We start from the raw sequence: 20,121 nt of genomic DNA, 5'->3' as shown, positions 1-20,121 counted from the left end.
TTCGTTGTGGTTCAGGCGCCCGCCGCGGATGCGGCAGCTTCGGCATCGCGGACTCGGAGCTTTCCCGACATGAGCTGCGGGAGAAGCGCGTCGCGGGTGGCGGTGAGTGTCATCGACTCCTGCTGTGCGTTGAGCACGGTGTGCCAAAGTCCACTCATCAGCGGGTTCAGTTGGTCCACCGCCTCCGGCGATGGGAGCTCAACAAGTTCATCCAAGTGGTGGCGTTGGATGTGTCCCATCGTGGTCGCTTTGTCAGCGGCGATCGCCTTGAAGTCACTGAGTTTGCGACGCAGAAGCTCGTAGATGAGCCAGCTTGGGTACCCAGCTCCGGGGATGACCTTGAAGATGTGCTGGTTGACGATTGCCTCGTCGCGAAACCAGCGGTGAAGGGTGAGCGATCCGGACCAAGCGAAAAGGATGTCACCGGGGCGGGCAACGTGCTTATCGTCGACTAGCGCGTCCGAAAGAACAGTGGATTTCGAGATGCCAGCGTTCAACTCCGCGATTCGGACGACGACTCGACCCGTCCCGCTAGCGCCCTTTGTGAACGCCCTCCCATTCACGAAGTTCGCCGTTAACGAGAGTGGAACTCTCGGCCCCGACGAGGCACTAAGCAAGCTGTGATGCATGAGCTCGTCCGCCACGCCAGCGAGGGCGGTATTGGCGGCGATCTTGTCGTCGAGCGCGCCCAACACCTCGGCAATCGCCTGCTGCTCATATATTGAAGGGAGATCGACCCGTAGGCTGCGCTGTTGCGTGAGGCTCACGTATGGCGCCATGTCGGTCTCGCCCTTTTGAGAGTCGAGCTGAGCTACGAATCGCGGCGATTGCAGGATATAGGTGAGAAACCGGCGATCCAATACATCAGGATCTGTCGATCTCCAGAACGTGGTTTGGGGCGAGCACACGAACGGTTCCGACCCCAGAGGCACGTACGCGACCTTTCCAACTGTGCCCTTATGCGTCAGAAGCGAATCACCAGCGCGGCCATGCCCCTTACGAATTCGAGACACCGCATCACTATTGATGCGGCTAGCGTGGTCAAACGCGACCACGCCCAAACTGATGTCCGCAGCTCGAATGAACGGCGTTCCCACCTCTACGAATTCGCTGGCGAGCGGCCGATCGTTGCCATGATTTCCGTCCTGGACGAGTATCGACCCCTCAGCCTCGAGTTGTGCCACCGTCGCGGTACGCCAGTCAGACATCAACCCTCCCCAACTGCTCACGCACAACCTCCGCCAGCCGAGCGGACTCTACGAATTGCTCCTCCAGCTCCGCGCGAAGTCGCGCAAGCTTTTCCGCGATCGGCTCACCGTCGTCCTCGACGTCGGCGGCCCCCACGTAGCGACCAGGCGTGAGGGCGTAGTCCGCGGCCTTGATCTCGGCGAGTGTCGCCGAATAGGCGAAGCCCGGAATGTCTGCGTACTCGTCGAGCGCGGCCTCCGATTCGATCCCCCGCCAGGCGTGGAACGTTCCCGCGATCTTCGCGATGTCGTCATCTGACAGGGCACGCTCCGCCCGGTCGACCATATGGCCGAGGCCCCGCGCATCGATGAACAGGACCTCGCCGGCGCGGGTGCCCTTGTCCTTCGCGAAGAACCACACGCACACGGGGATGCCCGTCGAGCGGAAGAGCTGCGTCGGTAGCGCGACCATGCACGACACCAGATCTGCCTCGACGATCTCGGCTCGAATCTGACCCTCGCCGCCCGAGTTCGACGACATCGACCCGTTCGCCATGACGACACCGGCCGTGCCGCCGGGAGCAAGCTTCGAGAGGATGTGCTGGATCCAGGCGTAGTTCGCGTTGCCCGCCGGCGGCACGCCGAATCGCCAGCGCGGGTCGTCTTCGTTGCGCGACCAGTCTTTGATGTTGAAGGGCGGGTTCGCCATCACGAAGTCGGCCTGCATGTCGGGGTGCAGATCGCGCGCGAATGTGTCACCCCAGCGCGAGCCGAGGTTGCCCGACAGCCCGTGGATGGCGAGGTTCATCTTCGCCATGCGCCACGTGCGCTCGTTGAGCTCCTGGCCGAAGACCGAGATGTCGCTGCCTTCGCCGTGATGGGCATCGATGAACTTCTCGGCCTGCACGAACATGCCGCCCGACCCACACGCGGGGTCGTAGACGCGCCCGTGCGTGGGCTGCAGCAGTTCGACGAGCACGCGCACGACCCCGGCCGGCGTGTAGAACTCTCCGCCGCGCTTGCCCTCGGCCGCAGCAAACTTCTCGAGGAAGTACTCGTACACCTCGCCGAGCAGGTCGCGCGCGCGGCGTCCGTCGGACCCACCCTGCCCCTGCGACGCGAAGCGCGCAGAGTTGAAGAGGTCGACCAGCTCCCCCAATCGACGCTGGTCGACGCTGTCGCGGTTGAAGATACGAGGCAGCGTGCCCGAGAGCTGCGGGTTCGCCTGCATGACGGCATCCATCGCCTCGTCGATCAGCAGTCCGATCGACTTCTCGGGGCCGTCCATCGACGGGCCAAGACCCTTCGCGTTCTCGGCGAGGAAGCCCCAGCGCGCGTTCGCCGGAACCCAGAAGACTCCACGCCCGGTGTACTCGTCGGTGTCGTCTATAAGAGCCGCGACCTGCTCCTCGTCATATCCCTCAGCGGTGAGCTCGGCGCGGATACCCGCGCGGCGCTCGTCGAAAGCATCTGACACGTACTTGAGGAACACGAGCCCCAGGATTACGTCCTTGTACTGCGAGGCATCCATCGATCCGCGCAGCTTGTCGGCGGCCTTCCAGAGCGTGTCTTTGAGCTCTTTCATGGTCGATGGCGCCTGGGGGGCGGCTTTCGGTGCGCGAGGCATGGGCTTCCTTACTGCGTGGGTGCCGCATCCGCGGCGTTGGTCGGGAATGTCAAGGTGATGGCTCCCGATGTCGCTCCGGCGACGAGGAGATTGGCGTAGCCGGAGAGGCGCGCAGCGCGGGCCTCGAGGTCGGAACGGGCGGCTTCGATCTCGGCGAGCGCCGTGCGCAACGGCACGATCGACTGCGGAGCCACTCGGCGCAGCATCCATCGCTTCCAGGCTCCGGGGCCGCTTGCCGCTCCGACGATATCGCCCGCGACGACTTCGGGCACCAATCCACCGGGATCGCTCGCCCGGATGCGCAAGACTCGCGCCGGATAAGCGACAACCTTCGAGCCGTCGGGGTCAACCCACGCGGCGGCGGTGGGGCTCGTGCGGAAGATCACGTCGCCGGGGCGCGTGAGAGAGGCTGATGGATGCCGGTCCGCGAACGCGAGCTGGTCCACGCGTGTTGCTCCGATCCTTTGCGGAGCATCGAGGTCGGAGGCGCCAACGACGACGAGACCAGCCGAGCCGGCAACACCTTCCGTTCCTCGGGTGCCGGAGATGACGCGCAGGTGCCCCTCCCGAACTAGATCCCCGACAGACGTCGGTGTGGGCGCTGAAGACGCACCCTCTGCGATCGCGACGGATGGCAGGTCATCTCCCAGAGCCGCGGCGGCGGTGTCGAGCCGCGCGGGCAGGTCTGAGCCCCGCGGCTGCAACCCGTGCTTCGACGGCGTCGATTCGATCAGCGACCCTCCCCTCGCGAGAAGCGAGGCGGTACGCGCGAAGCGTGCGAATCGGAACGCGTGCGAGCGCACCTCACGAGCGCCGCCCATGCTCGCCACCACATCGGACACGAGGTCGGCGCGGGTCGCGGCCGTGAGCGAAACATCCGTGAGATCCGCCAGCACGGTGAAGCGATCGGCGATGGCGACATCACCTGTGGGCACTCCGAGCATCCACAGCGCGAGTGCCTCGCGAGGAGCGCTATCGACCAGGCCGGGAGCCAGCCGCGCAATACCGCGCACTCGGCCCGAACGAAGCGTATCGGCGCGGAGCCTCTCATCCGGCGGCCTGAGCGCATCGACGAGAACACGTGCGGGACCGATGACGACGGCTGCGTCCGAATCGCGAAGCGCGAGCGATATCTCGTCGACGGCCTGCAGCGTGTCGCCCACGCTCTCGTCTCGATTCAACGGCACGCGGGCCACAACGACTGAGCGCTCAATCTGATTGCTCGGCTCAGCGATCCAACGCCCATCAGTGAGGAGGCGGCGGCGGACCCCACGTGTCTCACGACCCGACGGGACGGTGAGCGCGGTTTCGTTAGACAGAGCATGTGCGATCGCCGCAGCGAGGTCGGAGTCGCAGGAGTCGATGGTGACCGTCGCCTCGGTGTTGCCGACCAGAGCCAGTGTGGCTGCGACGACGAGTTCGCTTGCGTCCGTGGAGAGCCGACCGGCGGAGCCGGCCGTCGTGTGCCGCGCAGCTCGATGCCGGTTCACCAGCGCCAGCGCCGCCGACGCCGAGTAAGACGAGTCGATGAGGCTCTCGGCGTACTCGAGCCAGGGCGCTCCGCGATGTGCGTGCGTGACGACCTCGCTGAGCAGGAACTTATCGAGCGGATCCATTGCCCCCGCGGCCCGTCGGAGGCCTTCCGATGTCAGATGATCCAAGCTGCCGCGCTGGTGGTGGAGCGCGACGAGCGCTTCGAGTTCGGCGACAGCGCCGAGATCGTCGAATGAGAAGCCTTCGGGAATCGCTGCGGCGGCGGCATCCGCTCGCGCATCCGGATTGTTGCCGTGATCGGTGCGCATCAGCCACTCCGCCACATGAGAAGCGTCGAAGATCGCCTGACCGGCCTTCTCGGCGACAGCCGCCGGGAACGGATCGGAGCTGGAGGCGAAGCGCGTCCTCCACATCGAAGCCACGGGTCGCTTGACGCCGGCCAGGCGGGCAACGCCGGCCAGGTCGATGCGAAGCGATCCGGTTGCGGTCATGTCATCAATGTAGCGATATCCCGGTCTTTACTACGGTTGGGGGTGATAACTGGAGTTATCAGAAGCTTGTGCGCGTGTGCGGGCGGTCGGCCGTCACGATGTGTCCGGCGGCAATCGTCGCCGTTCGGGCGGGGTGATCTCGGGGAAGAAGCCCCGCCCGAAGCTCTCAGTCTCAACACATCTGGAGGTCAACATGTGCAACAACAGTCAGGTCGGCGCGGCGAACGAGGTCAAGTGCCCGCACTGCGAGACCGTCTTCACGATCGACGAAGCGCACTACGCCAACATCGCGCAGCAGGTGCGCACCGCGGAGTTCGACAACGAGATCCACTCGCGGCTCGCCGAAGCGGAGCAGGTGAAGGCGACGGAGATCGCCCTCGCGGTCGCGGAGGCGACGCAGAAGGCAGAGAAGGCGACGGCGCAGCGAGAGCTCGATGTCGAGCGGCTGACGGCCGACCTGAGGGCCGCGTCCGCGCTGCAGGAGCTGGCCGTCACCAAGGCCGTCTCGGCCTCCGAGAAGAAGCTGGCCGAAGTGCAGGCCAAGTTCGAAATCCAGGCGGTCGAACAGAAGGTGAAGGACGCCGCGACCAAGGAGTCCTTCACCAAAGAGCTCGCGCTCAAAGATGACCTGATCAACCGTTACAAGGATCTGAAGGCGAAGCTCTCGGTCAAGCTCTTGGGCGAGACGCTGGAACAGCACTGCGAAATCGAGTTCAATCGCATGCGCTCACTGGCTTTTCCGAACGCCACCTTCGGCAAGGACAACAATGCATCCGGCGGCACGAAGGGCGACTTCGTCTTCCGCGACTTCAGCGACGACGGCGTGGAGTACGTGTCGATCATGTTCGAGATGAAGAACGAATCAGACTCGTCCTCCACCCGCAAGAAGAACACTGACTTCCTCGCGAAGCTCGACAAGGACCGCATCGCGAAGGGGTGCGAGTATGCCGTGCTCGTCTCCATGCTTGAGGAGGACTCCGACCTCTACGCCGGCATCACCGACGTGTCGCACCTCTACCCGAAGACGTTCGTCGTGCGTCCCCAGTTCTTCCTCGCGATCATCGCGCTGCTGCGCAATGCTGCTCTGGACACGATCGTCGTCAAGGCCGAACTCGAGCAGGTGAAGAAGCAGAACATCGACATCACCGACTTCGAGTCGGAGCTCGAGGGGTTCAAGACAGTGTTCGGCCGCAACTACGACCTCGCCAAGCGCAAGTTCGATACGGCGATCAAGGAGATCGATGTCGCGATCGAGAAGCTGCAGAAGGTGAAGGAGGGGCTCCTCGGCTCCGAGAACAACCTGCGCCTCGCGAACGATAAGGCAGCGGCGCTCTCGGTCAAGAAGCTCACCAAGGGCAACCCGACCATGGCGGCCAAGTTCGCCGAGCTGGATGCCCCCGAAGAGCTGGACGCCGCGTAACACTGGCTGGGGAGTCTCCCGGCGGGGGACTCCCGGTCAGCGGTCGCAGCGCCGAATGGGCCGGCTTGCGATCGATTCCGCGGATGGAAGCTCATGGCCCACCGGTCACCTATCTGCGGAGGAGCTGGTTCCGCGATCACCGCGAGGCCGTCTCGGCACTTCACGCTGCCGCGTCGATGCGTCAGCGTGGGGCCGATGCGATCCCCGCGACTCGACGCCGCGAAATCCGCACGCACGAATGCGACGCCTGCCGTGACTTCCTACTCACGAGCGTTGCGGCATAGTTGGGTATCGTTCGAGAGAACAAATGCCTCGCACCGCGGATAAACAGGCGAAACGCAAGACCCGAGACGCAATGCCGAACCGGGCCCAACCGAGCGGAACCTATCTAAGAAGGCAGGGGTAGAGCCAAGCCAAAGAGAATAAGAAAGAAACAGCTCTGCACTCGGGCATCTACGTTGGACAACGGCACGGAAATCCCCAGCATCCGTAGATGAGCCGATCACGTACCAGCATCTATTGCAATTTTATGGTAGAAGGGGTGCGGAGTTGAGATGTAGCGGCCATCGATTGGCGAGGGACGATCGGGCGCCAGCTCACGACGAATGCGGGGCCTCAGCGTCGCCCCGGGAACCTCCCTGCCTCCTCGTTCGAAGGAGCGATATCCGCGCGGTTGCGACTTTGCAACAGTCGCAGTATTGGTCGACCGACGCGCGATCGAGTGTGGCCGGGAAACGCGAGAGATCGTGCTGTCGACTGATCCCCGTACCAGCGGTAGCCTAGCTGAGTGCATGAATTGAGAGGCTTCGCCTTCGCAGGTTTCCGCAGTTTTGGCTCGACTCCGCTGGCCGAGCTTGCCCCGTTAGCCAAGGTCAATCTGATTGCTGGACAAAACAACGTCGGTAAGTCGAATGTACTTCGAGTGATTCAAAAAACGTTCGGGGATTCCAGTGACGACGAGCGTTGGGATGCGCCGATTGGCGAGGTTGGGGCGAACCCAGTCCACCTCGAGCTTCGAAGTATCTCAGAGATACTTGCGGCCGAGGAGGCGCGCTCTCACCTCAACACTGTTAGGCAGGAGATCCTACGAGCGGTCCTTGAGCACGAACTGTTTGCGGTACCCTCTCGGCACGCCGATCGGGCGTGGCTCCCCATCGGCGCCCACGGGGCAATTGACTTGGAACTTATCAAGTCGATTAGCTCCACGATCCACACTGTGCCCGATTTTACTGATCTCAATCGACACTATTTTTCGAGTTCAACCACTGCCCGGGGCGTGGACATGGCAAACGTGCTCACACAGATCTTCTCTGGACTCGAGCCAGCGCCGACTGCCTATTCGGTGTCGGGGCTCCGAGCGATCGGTGAATCAAACGATGATGAACCGAACCTCAACGGCACGAGCATCAAGCGAAGGTTGCAACAGTTGAAGTCACCCTCGACTGACCAGCTTCTGGACCGCGGGAAGTTTGACGCGATCGAGCGATTCGTGCAGGCCGTCCTCGACGACGACACGGTGAGGATAGATATCCCCCATGACCTGACGACGATCCATGTCGACCAGGGGGGACGCACGCTCCCGATCGAGAATCTCGGGACTGGCGTGCACGAAGTCGTGATACTCGCAGCTGCGGCCACGGTCGTCGCGGAATCCATCGTGTGCATTGAAGAGCCCGAGATTCACCTCCATCCCGTGCTGCAGCGGAAACTCCTTCGCTACCTCAATGATGAGACGTCGAATCAGTACTTCATCGCGACGCACTCTGCACACATGTTGGACTCGGCCATTGGATCTCTGTTCCACATCACCGCTGACGATGGGTGGTCGCAAGTTCGCTACGCAGGTTCAGCAAGTGCGCGCAGCGCGATCTGCGCAGATCTTGGTTATCGGCCTTCCGATCTCGTCCAGACCAATGCTGTGCTGTGGGTTGAGGGGCCTTCTGATCGCACGTACTTGCGTCACTGGATTGAAAAGCTCGCACCGGCGGAGTTCGTCGAGGGGACTCACTACTCGATCATGTTCTATGGTGGTTCGTTGCTCAGCGAACTCTCACCGCTAGACGCCGAGGAAGTAGACGACTTTATATCGCTCCGACGGCTCAACCGATACATGGTGGTCCTGATCGACTCCGATCGCGCGAGGGCGGATGGACCGCTCGGGGTCGCCAAGTCCCGCGTTATCGATGGACTATCTGCGGAACCTGAGACCGGCCTGGCTTGGGTTACCGCTGGGTACACGATCGAGAACTATGTGCCGGCCAACCTTTTGGATGCTGCTATCAAGGCCGCCCATCCCACGTTGGCCGGAACAAGCTTCGGTGCCCAACGACGATTCACCAACCCGTTGACAAAGGCGCGGCTGGGGTTGATCCCAAGCAAGACCGCCGTCGCCAAACAGGTCGCCTCCGCCTGGGGCGACGACTGGCCGCTCGATCTCCGCGATCGTGTCGGCGAGGTCATTGAACTCATTCGCCGGGCGAACGAGAGGGCGTGAGCGCATCCCAGATGTGCGCCCCCGATATATCGATGACGACAGACGACGGATCCTCGGTATACGAGAACATCGTCGTCAGATCATTACTTGACGCGAAGAACAGCGGCCATGCCTGTTGAAGGACTCAAGACAGGGAGAAGCGACGGCACGAATAAGTAGACCCTGCTTGGGGATCGGTCGAGCCCGAGCCCGAACCCGAGTCCGCTCGGCGATGACTGTGTGGAGCACGCCCTGCTGGCTCTGCCTACGGACCTACAGTCTCGGCCGGGTGGGTTACGGGTCAGTCACCTCGAATGTGAGGATAGACCCCTCGCTAGCCACTGAGCTGACGAGGAACTCACCGTTTACGTGACCGTGCACGGAAGCGATGGATGAGAGTGACCGGTCAGAGAACTCCTTCTGAGCCTCGAGCACATCGGACACGCGCTGTGTCTTCAGAGCCGAATCGATATCCCGCGCGACGCCCTGGAAGACACGTAACTCCCGACTGTCCCCAGGTACTGTGATCCTCATCTCCTGCCCGATGAAGTCACCAAGATCCGTCTGCTTACTGCGTCGAGTTCGGGATGAGCGCTTCGGCAGCTTCTGCGCCACTTTCGTCGGCAGCCACTCCTCTGCTGACTGCGGGTCGCCTGCATACTCGGCGAGTGAGCCAAGAGAGGTGGCTGTTGCGGCGCTGAGAAAATCGCTTCGATCAACGTCAATCGACTTCTTCGATTTTGTCATTCGCGGCCCGCGCTCTTTCGTCCGGGCCAGCTCGCCTTCGGTTGGGCGCCAGGAATCGTCTGGTGCGTCTGGATCGACGGCGCGGTAGCTGAGCTCCATGTCGGTCGATATTGTCGAGATCGCGATGCCCTGGACCGGTCGACCCCCCACGAGCATGGTGGCCAATTGCGTGGTTGCTCGCGCCAGCTGTTTTGCGGCGTAGTCGATGCTGGTGGTTCCTTTGCACTCCAAGAGTTTGAACATCAGCTCATCTGGACTGGAGGGATTGGGATACTGCAGAAGGTAGTCAGGCTGCCTGCGCTGTCCTGCAGCCACCTCTAGGTCCCAGTCGTCGTCCTGCAGCGCCTGATCGATGTCGGTCGCGATGATCGGACCAACCGCGCCCAGCGCACGGCACCATTTCTCAGCAAGGAGGACACCGAACCCCACGCCAAGTTCCTCCGACATCACGCGACGTTGGTTTCCACGATTAAGGCCCGCGGCCTCGCTGAGTCGGAACTCCCCGATCGCGCCGGGGCGGTCGAAGGCGCCCAGGTATCGCATTCGTGCCCACCATTGGTAATGGGTGAAAATGTCTTCACTTATGTCGAGAGCAGTCACTCGAGCGAGGCGCTGGAGCGCGTCCACCGGCCGGATCTCGACGAAGCCATCATCAAGACCGCGCGCCACGGTCACTGCTTTGGACATCAGATCGGGGTTGCCGCGGCGGAGCCGGTCTACCTCGTACTGCACTCGATCGACTAGCCAGGGATCACTCTGCCCGCTCATAAACCCGGGCTCTTCGATCGCCCGCATTGCCTGAAGAATGTCCATATCGCCTCTCAACGTGCGTTACCTTTTGCTCGCATCATATTGGCGAGTCCTGCAGCCTCTAAGATCGGCATGATTATCCGACCGCTATCGTGATCCGATGTCTCCCATACGTGCCGTGCTCTTCGACCTCGAACCAGGATCCGTTGGGGCCGTCGCCTTCGCTCCACGTCATCTCGAACAGGTGACGACCGGGCGCATCTCTCGCCGCGAGTGGGTTGAGCGGATCGCTGTGGAGCTTGGCAACCCTGAGGCTGCCGATGGATGGGGGAGTCAGCCCTTCCACGTCGATGAGGAAGTGCTTGGCCTTGTCGATGACCTGCGAGCGAACGGCATCCGCGCTGCCGTTCTGACCAAGGGGACTGACACAATCCCCGCCGAGGTCGCTTCGACCAACCTCGGCTCTCACTTCGAGGCCGTCTTCAACTCCGCGGAGATCGGATGGACGGAGCCTGACGTGCGGGCCTTCCAACACGTGCTCGATGCGATGCAGCTTGCGCCGCAGGAGGTGTTCTTCACCGATGACTCGGTCTGCAAGCTCGCCGGGGCTGAGGCACTCGGGATGCCGACGCATCACTTCGCGGGAATCGCGGGGCTTCGCGAGGCACTGCGCGAAGCGGGCGTCGTGCACTGACTGCGGGCTTTTCGTCTCGCTTCGCTCGCTCAACGAACGAGGTTGGACTAGACCCTCTCCCGCCAGCTAATCCCCCGCCCAGCAATCCGCCTCCCGGCCTCCTCCGCCGCAACCGGCTCGCCGACATCCGCCCCGACCTCAAGCCCGACGACCGAGTGCACGATCGTCCCCTCGTACACGTGCACGAGGTTGTACCCCTGTGCTGCATCCTGCCCCCGCGTAGCCCCGACCGGCTGTGCCAGATCCTGCCCGTACGCACTCGATGAGGCCGCCGCCACCGGGATCCCCGCGAACGTCCCGAACGACGGGTGATGCACGTGTCCCGACAGGATCCCCCGCACATCCGACCCCGCCAGCACCGCAGCCAGCGCCGACTGCTCGCGCAGCTCGACGGTCACCGCGAGGTCGAGCACCGTCGGCAGCGGCGGGTGATGGATCAGCAGCAGCGAACCTTCCGGCGCGGGCGTATCCAACTCGGCCGCAAGCCACGACAGCTGCGCTTCATCGACCCGCCCCCAATGCTGCCCGGGAACCGTCGAATCCAGCACGATCACCCGCATCCCGCCGAACCAGCGCACCTCGACCACAGCATCCGAACCGGCACCTGCGGTACCGGACACCGGCGTTTCGAGAGCAAGCCCCATCTCCGCCCGCATCGCCCCGCGTTCGTCATGGTTCCCCATGGCCCACACGACCTCGCACCCCAACGCATCCACCGCCGGCGCGACCAGCTCCCGCAACCGCCGATACGACGACGCGTCCCCGCGATCAGCCAGATCCCCGGTGAACAGCAGCGCATCAGGGCGAAGCCCCGAAGCCACCAACCGCGACAACGCCGAAGCGAGGTTCGCATCAGCATCCGCCCCGCTGCCATACAGCGGGGCGCGTTCACCGGGAAGGTGCGTATCGGAGATGTGCACGAAGGTGTGCGATGGGCGAGAGTGCTCGGTGAGGATCATTTCTCTTCCAGTGAGACGACGAACAAGTACAGGACAGAAGTCAGACGGCTGCGGCGGTCGACCCGGGGACGAGGGTTCCGACGAACGGCTGTCGCACGGTCTCCGAAGAATCCGACTCAGCATTCGATCCCGAAAGCAACCGCTGCATCGTCTCCACAGCCGCGGCCGCGACGGCCTCGACCGGAATCCGCAGTGTCGTCAGACCCAAGAGGTCAGCGCCGGGAAGAATGCCGTCGCACCCCGTCACGCTCACGTCCCCTGGCACAGACAACCCCGCAGCACGCAGAGCGCGCATGACAGCCAACTGCCGATAGTCCGACGCGCACATCACCGCCGTCGCTCCGGAGCGCACGGCGTCCAGCGCCTCATCCACCCCATCGGTCGGAGCGGCCCCCGCAGAAATCAAAGTCACCGAGGCCCCACCAGCCACCAACGTCGACTCCATCGCCGATGCCCGCAGATGCTCAGCAAAAGACACATCCTCCGCGCCAGCGAGCACCACCACCCGACGATGCCCCAACGACAGAACATGCGAGGCCAACATCCGCCCGTGCTCCGGATCGTCGTAGTGCGCCGTATGAATCCCCTCCGCCGTCTCAACCCGCCCCGCGCGCACGATCGGCACCTGGTCGGCGAACGGCTCGAGCTGCGCGGCCGTGATGCCACCGGTCGCGACGATCAGTCCGGCCACACGCATGCCGAGCAGCCGGTGCAGGGCGTTGACCTGCTCGGCTCCCTGTACGTCGGCGCCGATCGTCACGGTCACGAGGTCGAGCCCCCGCCTGTGTGCCTCATCCTGCAGCCGCGAGAACAGCAGACCGTAGGCCGGGTTGCTCGCATCGCGCAGCATCAGCCCGACCGTGCCGGTGCGGCCGGCGGCGAGCTCGGCGGCCATCGTGTTGCGCACGTATCCGAGGCGCTCGGCCTCGGCGAGGATCCGCTCCTGGGTCTCGGGAGCGAATCGCCCCTCACCCTTGAGCGCTCTGGTCGCCGTGGCCCGGGACACTCCTGCGGCGGCGGCCACATCGCTGACCGTGACGCGCAGCCCCGGAGCATCCGAAGGCGATGCACCACTCACGCGCGCGCCTTCTTGGCCTTGCGGGGCGCTCCGGCGCGCGAACCTCGTCCATACACGAGATACATGGTGACACCCATGATGATCATCAGCAGCACTGTATAGACGAACGTGATCGGCATCGCGTCGAGGTTGTTCTCGCCGCGCGTGCTCTCTTGGATCGCCACACCCAGCGGCTTGAACAGTGGGTGGTAGAGGAAGATCGCCGCGTCGTAGTCGTCGAGCAGGCTGTTGAAGTTCAGCGCCGTGATCGCGGCGGCCGTCGGCAGCACCAGCGGAACCAGCACCTTGCGGAACGTCGTCAGCGACTTGGCCCCGAGGATGCGCGAGGCGTCTTCGAGCGAGTCAGGCACCGACGCGAACCCGGCCTTGAGCAGGCGCAGCGTGAACGGGATCTTCACACAGATGTACGCGATGAGCAGCAGGATCGGCGTGCCGGTCAGCACGAATCCGCCCACGATCGCCCGCGGCTCGTCGAACGCGGTCACAAGCGCGAGCGCGATCAGCACGATCGGCAGGATCCACGGGATGTGCAGCACGTACTCGATCGCGGTGGTCAGCAGGTTGCGGTGCTTCTGCAGCATCCGCGCCACGAACAGCAGACCGCCGACCACGACGAGCGACGCGACGGCGCTGTAGACGACGCTGACGATGAAGGGACGGATCGCCTCGGCGCTCGAGAACACGGTGATGTAGTTGTCGAGCGTGAAGCTGTCGAGGGTGATGGACCCGGCGAGGATGCTGCGCGCATCGACGAACGAGAAGATCACGATGAGCACGACCGGGATCAGGTAGATCACCCACAGCAGGTACGCGACGACGTGCACGACGACATTCGCGAACGGGTTGCGGATCTTCTGCTTCTGGATCGGCGTTGCCACCTTCGCGACCGAGAAGTACACGCCCGACTTCTCGAAGCGGTTCATGACCGCGAGCAGGATGATCGTCGCGATGCCGAGCACGATCGCCAGCAGCGCGGCGATGTCACGCGTGATGGGGCTGCGCGAGAGGTCGATGATCAGCGGCGCGACCGTCTGGAAGTCGGGCCCGCCGAGCACGAGCGGAGCCGTCAGCGCCCCGAGTCCGATGAGGAACGTCAGCACGGTGACGGCGAACAGCATCGGCTTCATCACCGGCAGCACGATGCGGCGGAGGATCGTCCAGGTGGAGGCGCCCATGAGCTTCGCCGCCTCGATCGACGCGTAGTCGACCTTGCCGAGAGAGGAGGAGAGGAAGAGCATGTGGTTCGTCGTGGTCGCGAACGTCATCACGAAGACGACGGCGAAGTACCCCGAGAACCAGTCGCGGTCCATGTCGGGCCACCAGTTGACCATCATGTTCGTGAAGAATCCGAACCGGCCGTAGATGAAGTTGTAGCCGGCGGCCAGCACGATGCCGCCGTAGATCAGGGTCGTGGCATAGCCGAGCCAGAGGATCGTCGCCCCGCGCACCTGGAAGTACTTCGTCACCAGCACGATGAACACACCGACCACGTTGACCGTGATCGACAGCGTGACCGCGAGCAGGAAGCTATTGCCGAGGGTCTTCAGCGCACGCTCGCTGCCGAACAGCTTCTCGACGGCACGGATGCTGAACTGCCCGTCGGGGAAGAACGTGACCCCGAGCAGGGCGGCGTTGGGAAGTACGAGGAACGCCGCGGCGAACCAGATCACGATGATGCCCGTGATCCAGGCGAGGGGCGAGCGGAGCATCGCCTTCACGCTGCCGGGGCGCCCTCTCTTGTTGAGCCGCGGTCCCGCCGTCTGACCCTCGACGACAGCTTCGGTCGTCAAGGAGCCGGCTTCTCCGGTCACGGCCGCTGAGGGCGGGACCGCGGGGTGTGAGGGGTTCTGGGGGTTCCGAGCATCCGACATGTCACGCCGCCGGATACTGCAGGATCCAGCGCGGGTCCACGTCGACGCGCACGGCATCGCCCGGGTTCCACTGGCGCGCGCTCGCCGCGGCAGGAACGCTGACGCGCAGCGCAGCATCCTCTGCCGTCACCGTGTAGACGCTGTGGCTGCCGTGGTACGTGCGATCGACGATGGTGCCGGTGAGCGACGCGGATGCCGTCGAGCTGTCGCCCGCATCGGCGAGGTGCAGCTTCTCGGGCCGCACGTAGCTCTCGGCCGTGGCGTCGAGTCCGCCGCCGAGGCTCGTGATCTGCGCCGGGCTGAGACGGTTGTTCTCGCCGATGAAGCGGCAGACGAACGGCGTCGCGCTGCGGTCGTAGATCTCCTCGGGAGTGCCCACCTGCTGCAGGGTTCCGGCGTCGAGCACGGCGATGCGGTCACTGAGGGTGAGCGCCTCTTCTTGGTCGTGCGTGACGTAGACCGTGGTCACGCCGACCTCATGCTGCAAGTCTTTCAGCTGTTCACGCAGCTGCACGCGCAGCTTCGCGTCGAGGTTCGACAGCGGCTCATCGAGCAAGAGGATGCTGGGGGTCAGCGCGAGCGCGCGGGCGATCGCCACACGCTGCTGCTGCCCGCCCGAGAGCTCCGAGACGTTCTTCTCGAGCTGCGACGGCGCGAGGCCCGTGCGGTCGGCGATCTCGTCGACGCGGCGGCGCTGCTCGGCCTTCGACGTCTTCTGGATCGACAACCCGAACGCGATGTTCTCGCGCACGTTCATGCTGGGGAACAGGGCGTAGTTCTGGAACACCATGCCCACGCCGCGCTTCTCGCTCGGCACGCGAGTGACATCACGGCCGTTGATGTGGATGCGACCGCCCGTCGGCTCGACGAACCCGGCGAGTGTGCGGAGGGCGGTGGTCTTGCCGCATCCGGACGGACCCAGGAGGGTGAAGAACTCACCCTCCTGGATCTCCAGATCGAGGTGCGAGACCGCGCGGTGATCGCCGAACGCGACCTCGACATCTTCGAAACGGATCATGGTGTCTTTCCGGCTAGTGCGAGAGGAGGGGGGTGTCGTGCGAGATCAGCCGATGTACTCCAGCGTGACCTTCTCGACCCAGGCACCGAGGTTCTCGCTCACGAAGCCGAAGTCGATGTCCTGACGGTCGAGGGTGCCCATGAGCTCGACGACCTCGGGGTTGGCCTGCTCGACCGCGCCCTCGTTGACGGGCATCGAGTTGAACTCGGCCGCGAACTCGCCCTGCACCTCGGCGCTGCCGAACCAGTCGATGAACTCCTGGGCCTTCTCCTCATTGCCGGTGCCGTTGATCTGCGCGATCTGCTCGGTGACATACGGCACGCCGTAGTCGGGCACGATCATGCCGGTCTTCGTGCCGTACTCCTCGTCGCGCGCCGCGATGCCGCTCGAGGGCAGCACGCCGTAGTCGATCTCGCCACGCGTGATGCGGGCGTAGAGGTCGGTGCCCTCGACGGCCGGCGATCCGTTGGCGTAGTACGACTTCACCAGGTCCCAGCCCTCGTCGCTGACGCCGAGGTCGCCGTCTTCGTCGAGGTGACGCGACAGGATGCTGGCGAGCACGAGCTGCGGGGTGGCCTGGCCGAGCGCCGGGTTGACCTCGTAGCGGCCCGCGTACTCCTCGTCGGTCCAGAGGTCCTCCTCATCGGAGGGGGCGTCGGTGATGGTGTTCTCGTCGTAGACCGTGACGATGGCCTGCTCGACGAGCGGCCAGAAAGCTCCGTCAGCGGGGTCGCCCGCATCGGCCGGGACCTCGCCGCTCCACTCGGGCTCGTAGGCAGTGATCGCCTCTTCGGCCTTGAGCTGCTCGAAGAACATGTTGTTCAGACCGAACACCACGTCGCCGACGGGGTTGTTCTTCTCGGCGATGATGCGGTTGGTGAGGTCGGCGCCGCCGAGGCCCACGATCTCGATGTCGATGCCGGCATCCGCGGCCTTCTCGGTGATCCACTCGCCACGGCCGTCGCTGTTCGAGTTCGTGTAGACGATGAGGGTCGCATCCGACCCGCCGTCGCTCGAACCGCCGTCGGACTCGGTGCTGCCGCCTGCACAGCCGGTCAGGGTCACGGCCGCCACCGCAGCGATTCCCAGGAGAGACCAGCGCTTCTTTCGGATGTCGACCATGGTCGCCTTTCTCGTCATCGAGGTATGTCTGATCCGACTTTACCGCGATGTTGTGGTTTACGTACAACGATCTGTCTGATTCTTAGCCGCGTTCGCGCGACCGCACTCAAGATAGGCGTCCGAGGTGAACGCACGGGGAGCGCGAAGTGAACTGTCGACGCTTTGCCTCGCCCGACGCCTGACGCCTGACGCCTGTTCCGTGGGTGGTCAGTAATGCACCTGAAGTGGCCGTGAGCGATGCGAAAGTGACCACTCACCCGCCGGGCGTGCGGTGGGTGGTCAGTAATGCACCTGAAGTGGCCGTAAGGGATGCGAAAGTGACCCCTCACGCGCGGTCGAACCGAGGGCGACGCGTCAGGCGGAGAACGCCGGAACGGCCTCGATCAGCATCCGCGTGTACTCCTCTTGCGGAGCCGTGAAGATCTGCGCGGCATCGCCGCACTCCACGAGCTTGCCGTGCTTGAGCACGGCGACGCGGTCGGCGGTCTCGGCGACGACACCGAGGTCGTGCGTGATGAAGAGGTAGCTCAGTTCGCGCTCGCGCTGCAGTTCGTCGAGCAGTGCCAGGATCTGCGCCTGCACCGACACGTCGAGCGCCGAGACGGCCTCGTCGAGCACGAGGAACTCCGGGTCGAGCGCGAGAGCGCGGGCGATGGCCACGCGCTGCCGCTGGCCGCCCGACAGCTCGTCGGGGAACCGACCCAGCATCCCGTCGGGAAGAGCGACCTGCTCCGACAGCTCGACGGCGCGCTTCGACCGCGACTGTCGGTCGCCCTCGCCGAACGACAGCAGCGGCTCGGTGATGAGCTGCTCGATCGTCATGCGCGGATTCAGGGAGTCGAACGGGCTCTGGTAGACCATCTGGAACCGCCGCCGCAGCTGACGCAGCTTCTCGCCCTTGAGGTGGGTGATGTCTTCGCCGGCGAACGAGATGGATCCCGAGGTCGGCTCCTCCAGCCGCAGCACGAGTCGCGCGAGCGTGCTCTTGCCCGACCCCGACTCGCCCACGACGGCGAGCGTCTCGCCGCGGCGCACCTCGAGAGAGACGGCGTCGACGGCGGTCAGCGAGCGGCGCTCGCCCTCGCCCTTGGGCAGCGGGAAGACCTTGGTGAGCTCGGAGACGCGGACGATCGGCTCGCCGCCGAACTCGATGCGGGCCTGGGTGGATGCCGTCCGCCGCTCGTGTGCGCTCAGCCGCGGTGCGGCGGCGATGAGCTTGCGGGTGTACTCGTGCGTCGGCGCGGTCATCACCTGCGCCGCCGGTCCGGAGTCCACGATCTCGCCCTGCTTCATGACGACGACCCGGTCGGCCCGCTCGGCCGCCATGCCCAGGTCGTGGGTGATCAGCAGGATCGCGGTGCCCAGCTCCTGCGTGAGGTTCGCGAGGTGGTCGAGGATCTGCTTCTGCACGGTGACGTCGAGGGCGCTCGTCGGCTCGTCGGCGATGATCAGGCTCGGCTGCGCGGCCAGCGCTCCCGCGATCAGCGCGCGCTGCTTCATGCCACCCGAGAACTGGTGCGGATACTGCTTCGCTCGCTCGGCCGGATACGTCAGCCCCGCCATCTCGAGCAGCTCGACCGCACGATCATGCGCGTCGTGCTTGGTCGCGAGTCCGTGCACGAGCAGCGGCTCCGCCACCTGCACGCCCACGCGTCGCACCGGGTTGAGAGAGAGCGCCGGGTCCTGGGGGACCAAGCCGATGAGCCGACCTCGGATGCCGCGCCAGCGTCGTTCGCTCAGCGGGATCAGGTCTTCGCCGTCGAATTCGATGCGCCCGCCGGTGACCTCGGCGTTCGGCGCGAGGAGGTTCATGATCGACTGCGCGACCGTGCTCTTGCCGGATCCGGATTCGCCGACGATCGCGACCACTTCTCCGCGGCCCACGCTGAGGTTCACCCCGCGCACCGCATCGACCTCGCGGTCGCCGATCCGGTAGGCGACGCGCAGATCCTCGACGCGCAGGATGTCGTCACGCGCGGCGGGTCGGCCGCCGGGTGTCGGGTTCACGGCCTCACCGAGTCGGGCGGACTCATCGGCGGTCGCGGCGATGTCCTTCGGCATGCGTCCTCCTCGTCGAGCACGGGTCGTGTCATCAGCACTGATCATCTTCTCGTTCACGCTAGGCGTGAGGATTCATCCCGATCAAGCACTACATCGGCATTGGGCAATGCTCCCACTGCATAGATCAGTCGTCGTGATCCACGTCGTCGATCAGATTCAGCAGACGCTCGACGAGGGGATTGTGCGACTCGGAGTTCCACGCGATGTCGAGCTCGACGCTGTTCACCCGCGACGACGGATCGGCCTCGCTGATCGGCAGCAGCGTCACGGTGTCGGGAGAGATCCGCTCGGCCGACTGCGGCACGAGCGTGAACCCGATGCCGGCGCTGACCATCGCCAGCAGGGCGGGCACCTGCCCGGCGTACTGCACGATGTGCGGGTGCACCCCGCTCGCCACGAACATCGACAGCAGCAGGTCGTGGAAGTAGCGCGCGCCGCTCGGGGAGTACATGAGCAGCGACTCGTCCTTGAGGTCGATGAGCTTCACGGGCTCGGAGCGCTGCGCCAGTGCCGAGTCGCTGGGCAGCGCCACCGCCAGCCGCTCGCGGTACACCGCACGGCTGCTGATCTGCGGTCGGGCGAGCAGTGGTCGCATCAGGCCGATGTCGACCGTGCCCTTCTCGAGCTCTTCCACCTGATCGAGCGAGACGAGTTCGCGCAGCAGCAGGGTGACGCCGGGCAGCTCGGCCGACGCGCGCCGCAGCAGATCGGGCACGACGGCCTGCCCGGCCATCGCGGTGTAGGCGATCGTGACGGTTCCGGCGGCGCCCTCGCCGACCGAGCGCACATCCGAGACCGCCTTCGCCGCGAGGTCGATCAGGCGCCGCGCGTTGGGCAGCAGCGCGCGCCCGGCCTGAGTCAGCGCGACGCGACGGCTGGTGCGATCGAAGAGCCTCGTCGACAGCTCGCGCTCGAGCTGCTGGATCTGCCGACTGAGCGGCGGCTGCGTCATCTTGAGCCGGGTCGCGGCCGCACCGAAGTGCAGTTCCTCCGCGACGGCGATGAAGCATTCGAGCTGTACCAGCGAGATCATCGATCCACTCCCGACATCAATCAGTGCGAGTTTTGGTTTGTCCGCGCATCTGTCCCCACCATAGTGTCGGAGAAACTCGATGACGCGGAATCCGTC

Annotated in this window: 14 protein-coding genes; 3 read left to right on the top strand and 11 right to left on the bottom strand. The window is 64.7% G+C overall.

What is annotated here, in order from left to right; all coding sequences use genetic code 11:
* Positions 1-11 precede the first annotated feature (11 nt).
* Genes ACZZZF_RS10250 through ACZZZF_RS10240 form a run of 3 tightly spaced genes read right to left on the bottom strand, consistent with a single transcriptional unit; the run spans position 12 to position 4,799 of the window.
* Positions 12-1,208, bottom strand: coding sequence for a restriction endonuclease subunit S (locus ACZZZF_RS10250; RefSeq protein WP_463498208.1), 1,197 nt, complete (start codon positions 1,206-1,208; stop codon positions 12-14).
* Positions 1,201-2,772 (bottom strand): class I SAM-dependent DNA methyltransferase, encoded by a 1,572-nt coding sequence (locus tag ACZZZF_RS10245; protein WP_463498206.1) that lies wholly within the window; start codon positions 2,770-2,772, stop codon positions 1,201-1,203. Before ACZZZF_RS10245 ends, ACZZZF_RS10250 begins: the two co-directional genes overlap by 8 nt.
* Positions 2,773-2,822: 50 nt before the next feature.
* Positions 2,823-4,799 (bottom strand): hypothetical protein, encoded by a 1,977-nt coding sequence (locus ACZZZF_RS10240; RefSeq protein ID WP_463498204.1) that lies wholly within the window; start codon positions 4,797-4,799, stop codon positions 2,823-2,825.
* 193 nt (positions 4,800-4,992) lie between these two features.
* Between ACZZZF_RS10240 and ACZZZF_RS10235 the strand changes: the two genes are divergently transcribed.
* Together ACZZZF_RS10235 and ACZZZF_RS10230 are read left to right on the top strand one after the other, a co-directional pair.
* Positions 4,993-6,219 (top strand): DUF2130 domain-containing protein, encoded by a 1,227-nt coding sequence (locus ACZZZF_RS10235; protein ID WP_463498202.1) that lies wholly within the window; start codon positions 4,993-4,995, stop codon positions 6,217-6,219.
* Between the two features lie 1,282 nt (positions 6,220-7,501).
* Positions 7,502-8,713, top strand: coding sequence for an ATP-dependent nuclease (locus ACZZZF_RS10230; RefSeq protein ID WP_463499940.1), 1,212 nt, complete (start codon positions 7,502-7,504; stop codon positions 8,711-8,713).
* A 273-nt stretch (positions 8,714-8,986) separates the two neighbouring features.
* Here ACZZZF_RS10230 and ACZZZF_RS10225 read toward each other — a convergent pair whose 3' ends face one another.
* Complete coding sequence (locus tag ACZZZF_RS10225) at positions 8,987-10,252, bottom strand: hypothetical protein (protein ID WP_463498200.1); 1,266 nt, start codon at positions 10,250-10,252, stop codon at positions 8,987-8,989.
* 97 nt (positions 10,253-10,349) lie between these two features.
* Between ACZZZF_RS10225 and ACZZZF_RS10220 the strand changes: the two genes are divergently transcribed.
* Positions 10,350-10,883, top strand: coding sequence for an HAD family hydrolase (locus ACZZZF_RS10220; protein ID WP_463498199.1), 534 nt, complete (start codon positions 10,350-10,352; stop codon positions 10,881-10,883).
* 47 nt (positions 10,884-10,930) lie between these two features.
* Here the strand turns inward: ACZZZF_RS10220 and ACZZZF_RS10215 are convergent, their stop codons facing one another.
* The 7 genes from ACZZZF_RS10215 to ACZZZF_RS10185 form a co-directional block, all read right to left on the bottom strand.
* Complete coding sequence (locus ACZZZF_RS10215) at positions 10,931-11,842, bottom strand: metallophosphoesterase (RefSeq protein ID WP_463498198.1); 912 nt, start codon at positions 11,840-11,842, stop codon at positions 10,931-10,933.
* 40 nt (positions 11,843-11,882) lie between these two features.
* Positions 11,883-12,920 (bottom strand): LacI family DNA-binding transcriptional regulator, encoded by a 1,038-nt coding sequence (locus ACZZZF_RS10210; RefSeq protein WP_463498197.1) that lies wholly within the window; start codon positions 12,918-12,920, stop codon positions 11,883-11,885.
* Entirely contained in the window at positions 12,917-14,710 is a 1,794-nt protein-coding gene (locus ACZZZF_RS10205) for an ABC transporter permease (protein ID WP_463498196.1), read from the bottom strand. Before ACZZZF_RS10205 ends, ACZZZF_RS10210 begins: the two co-directional genes overlap by 4 nt.
* An 82-nt stretch (positions 14,711-14,792) precedes the next feature.
* The gene (locus tag ACZZZF_RS10200; protein ID WP_463498195.1) at positions 14,793-15,809 is read right to left on the bottom strand and encodes an ABC transporter ATP-binding protein; all 1,017 of its coding nucleotides are present in this window, start codon (positions 15,807-15,809) and stop codon (positions 14,793-14,795) included.
* A 45-nt stretch (positions 15,810-15,854) separates the two neighbouring features.
* On the bottom strand, positions 15,855-16,931 hold the full coding sequence (locus ACZZZF_RS10195; protein ID WP_053098430.1) for an extracellular solute-binding protein: 1,077 nt from the start codon (positions 16,929-16,931) through the stop codon (positions 15,855-15,857).
* Positions 16,932-17,285: 354 nt separating this feature from the next.
* Positions 17,286-18,992, bottom strand: coding sequence for a dipeptide ABC transporter ATP-binding protein (locus ACZZZF_RS10190; protein ID WP_187249023.1), 1,707 nt, complete (start codon positions 18,990-18,992; stop codon positions 17,286-17,288).
* 124 nt (positions 18,993-19,116) lie between these two features.
* Entirely contained in the window at positions 19,117-20,025 is a 909-nt protein-coding gene (locus ACZZZF_RS10185) for a LysR family transcriptional regulator (protein ID WP_400339726.1), read from the bottom strand.
* Positions 20,026-20,121: the final 96 nt, after the last annotated feature.

It is taken from the genome of Microbacterium sp. AC215 (genome assembly GCF_979258645.1).
The sequence above is the reverse complement of the archived record's forward strand: the minus strand, read 5'-3'. Positions and strand labels throughout refer to the sequence as shown.

What these genes read in the sequence shown, in the direction of transcription:
- ACZZZF_RS10250 (WP_463498208.1), bottom strand. Translation starts at nt 1,208, where the DNA reads ATGTCTGACTGGCGTACCGCGACGGTGGCACAACTCGAGGCTGAGGGG.
- ACZZZF_RS10245 (WP_463498206.1), bottom strand. Translation starts at nt 2,772, where the DNA reads ATGAAAGAGCTCAAAGACACGCTCTGGAAGGCCGCCGACAAGCTGCGC.
- ACZZZF_RS10240 (WP_463498204.1), bottom strand. Translation starts at nt 4,799, where the DNA reads ATGACCGCAACCGGATCGCTTCGCATCGACCTGGCCGGCGTTGCCCGC.
- ACZZZF_RS10235 (WP_463498202.1), top strand. Translation starts at nt 4,993, where the DNA reads ATGTGCAACAACAGTCAGGTCGGCGCGGCGAACGAGGTCAAGTGCCCG.
- ACZZZF_RS10230 (WP_463499940.1), top strand. Translation starts at nt 7,502, where the DNA reads ATGGCAAACGTGCTCACACAGATCTTCTCTGGACTCGAGCCAGCGCCG.
- ACZZZF_RS10225 (WP_463498200.1), bottom strand. Translation starts at nt 10,252, where the DNA reads ATGGACATTCTTCAGGCAATGCGGGCGATCGAAGAGCCCGGGTTTATG.
- ACZZZF_RS10220 (WP_463498199.1), top strand. Translation starts at nt 10,350, where the DNA reads ATGTCTCCCATACGTGCCGTGCTCTTCGACCTCGAACCAGGATCCGTT.
- ACZZZF_RS10215 (WP_463498198.1), bottom strand. Translation starts at nt 11,842, where the DNA reads ATGATCCTCACCGAGCACTCTCGCCCATCGCACACCTTCGTGCACATC.
- ACZZZF_RS10200 (WP_463498195.1), bottom strand. Translation starts at nt 15,809, where the DNA reads ATGATCCGTTTCGAAGATGTCGAGGTCGCGTTCGGCGATCACCGCGCG.
- ACZZZF_RS10195 (WP_053098430.1), bottom strand. Translation starts at nt 16,931, where the DNA reads ATGGTCGACATCCGAAAGAAGCGCTGGTCTCTCCTGGGAATCGCTGCG.
- ACZZZF_RS10190 (WP_187249023.1), bottom strand. Translation starts at nt 18,992, where the DNA reads ATGCCGAAGGACATCGCCGCGACCGCCGATGAGTCCGCCCGACTCGGT.
- ACZZZF_RS10185 (WP_400339726.1), bottom strand. Translation starts at nt 20,025, where the DNA reads ATGATCTCGCTGGTACAGCTCGAATGCTTCATCGCCGTCGCGGAGGAA.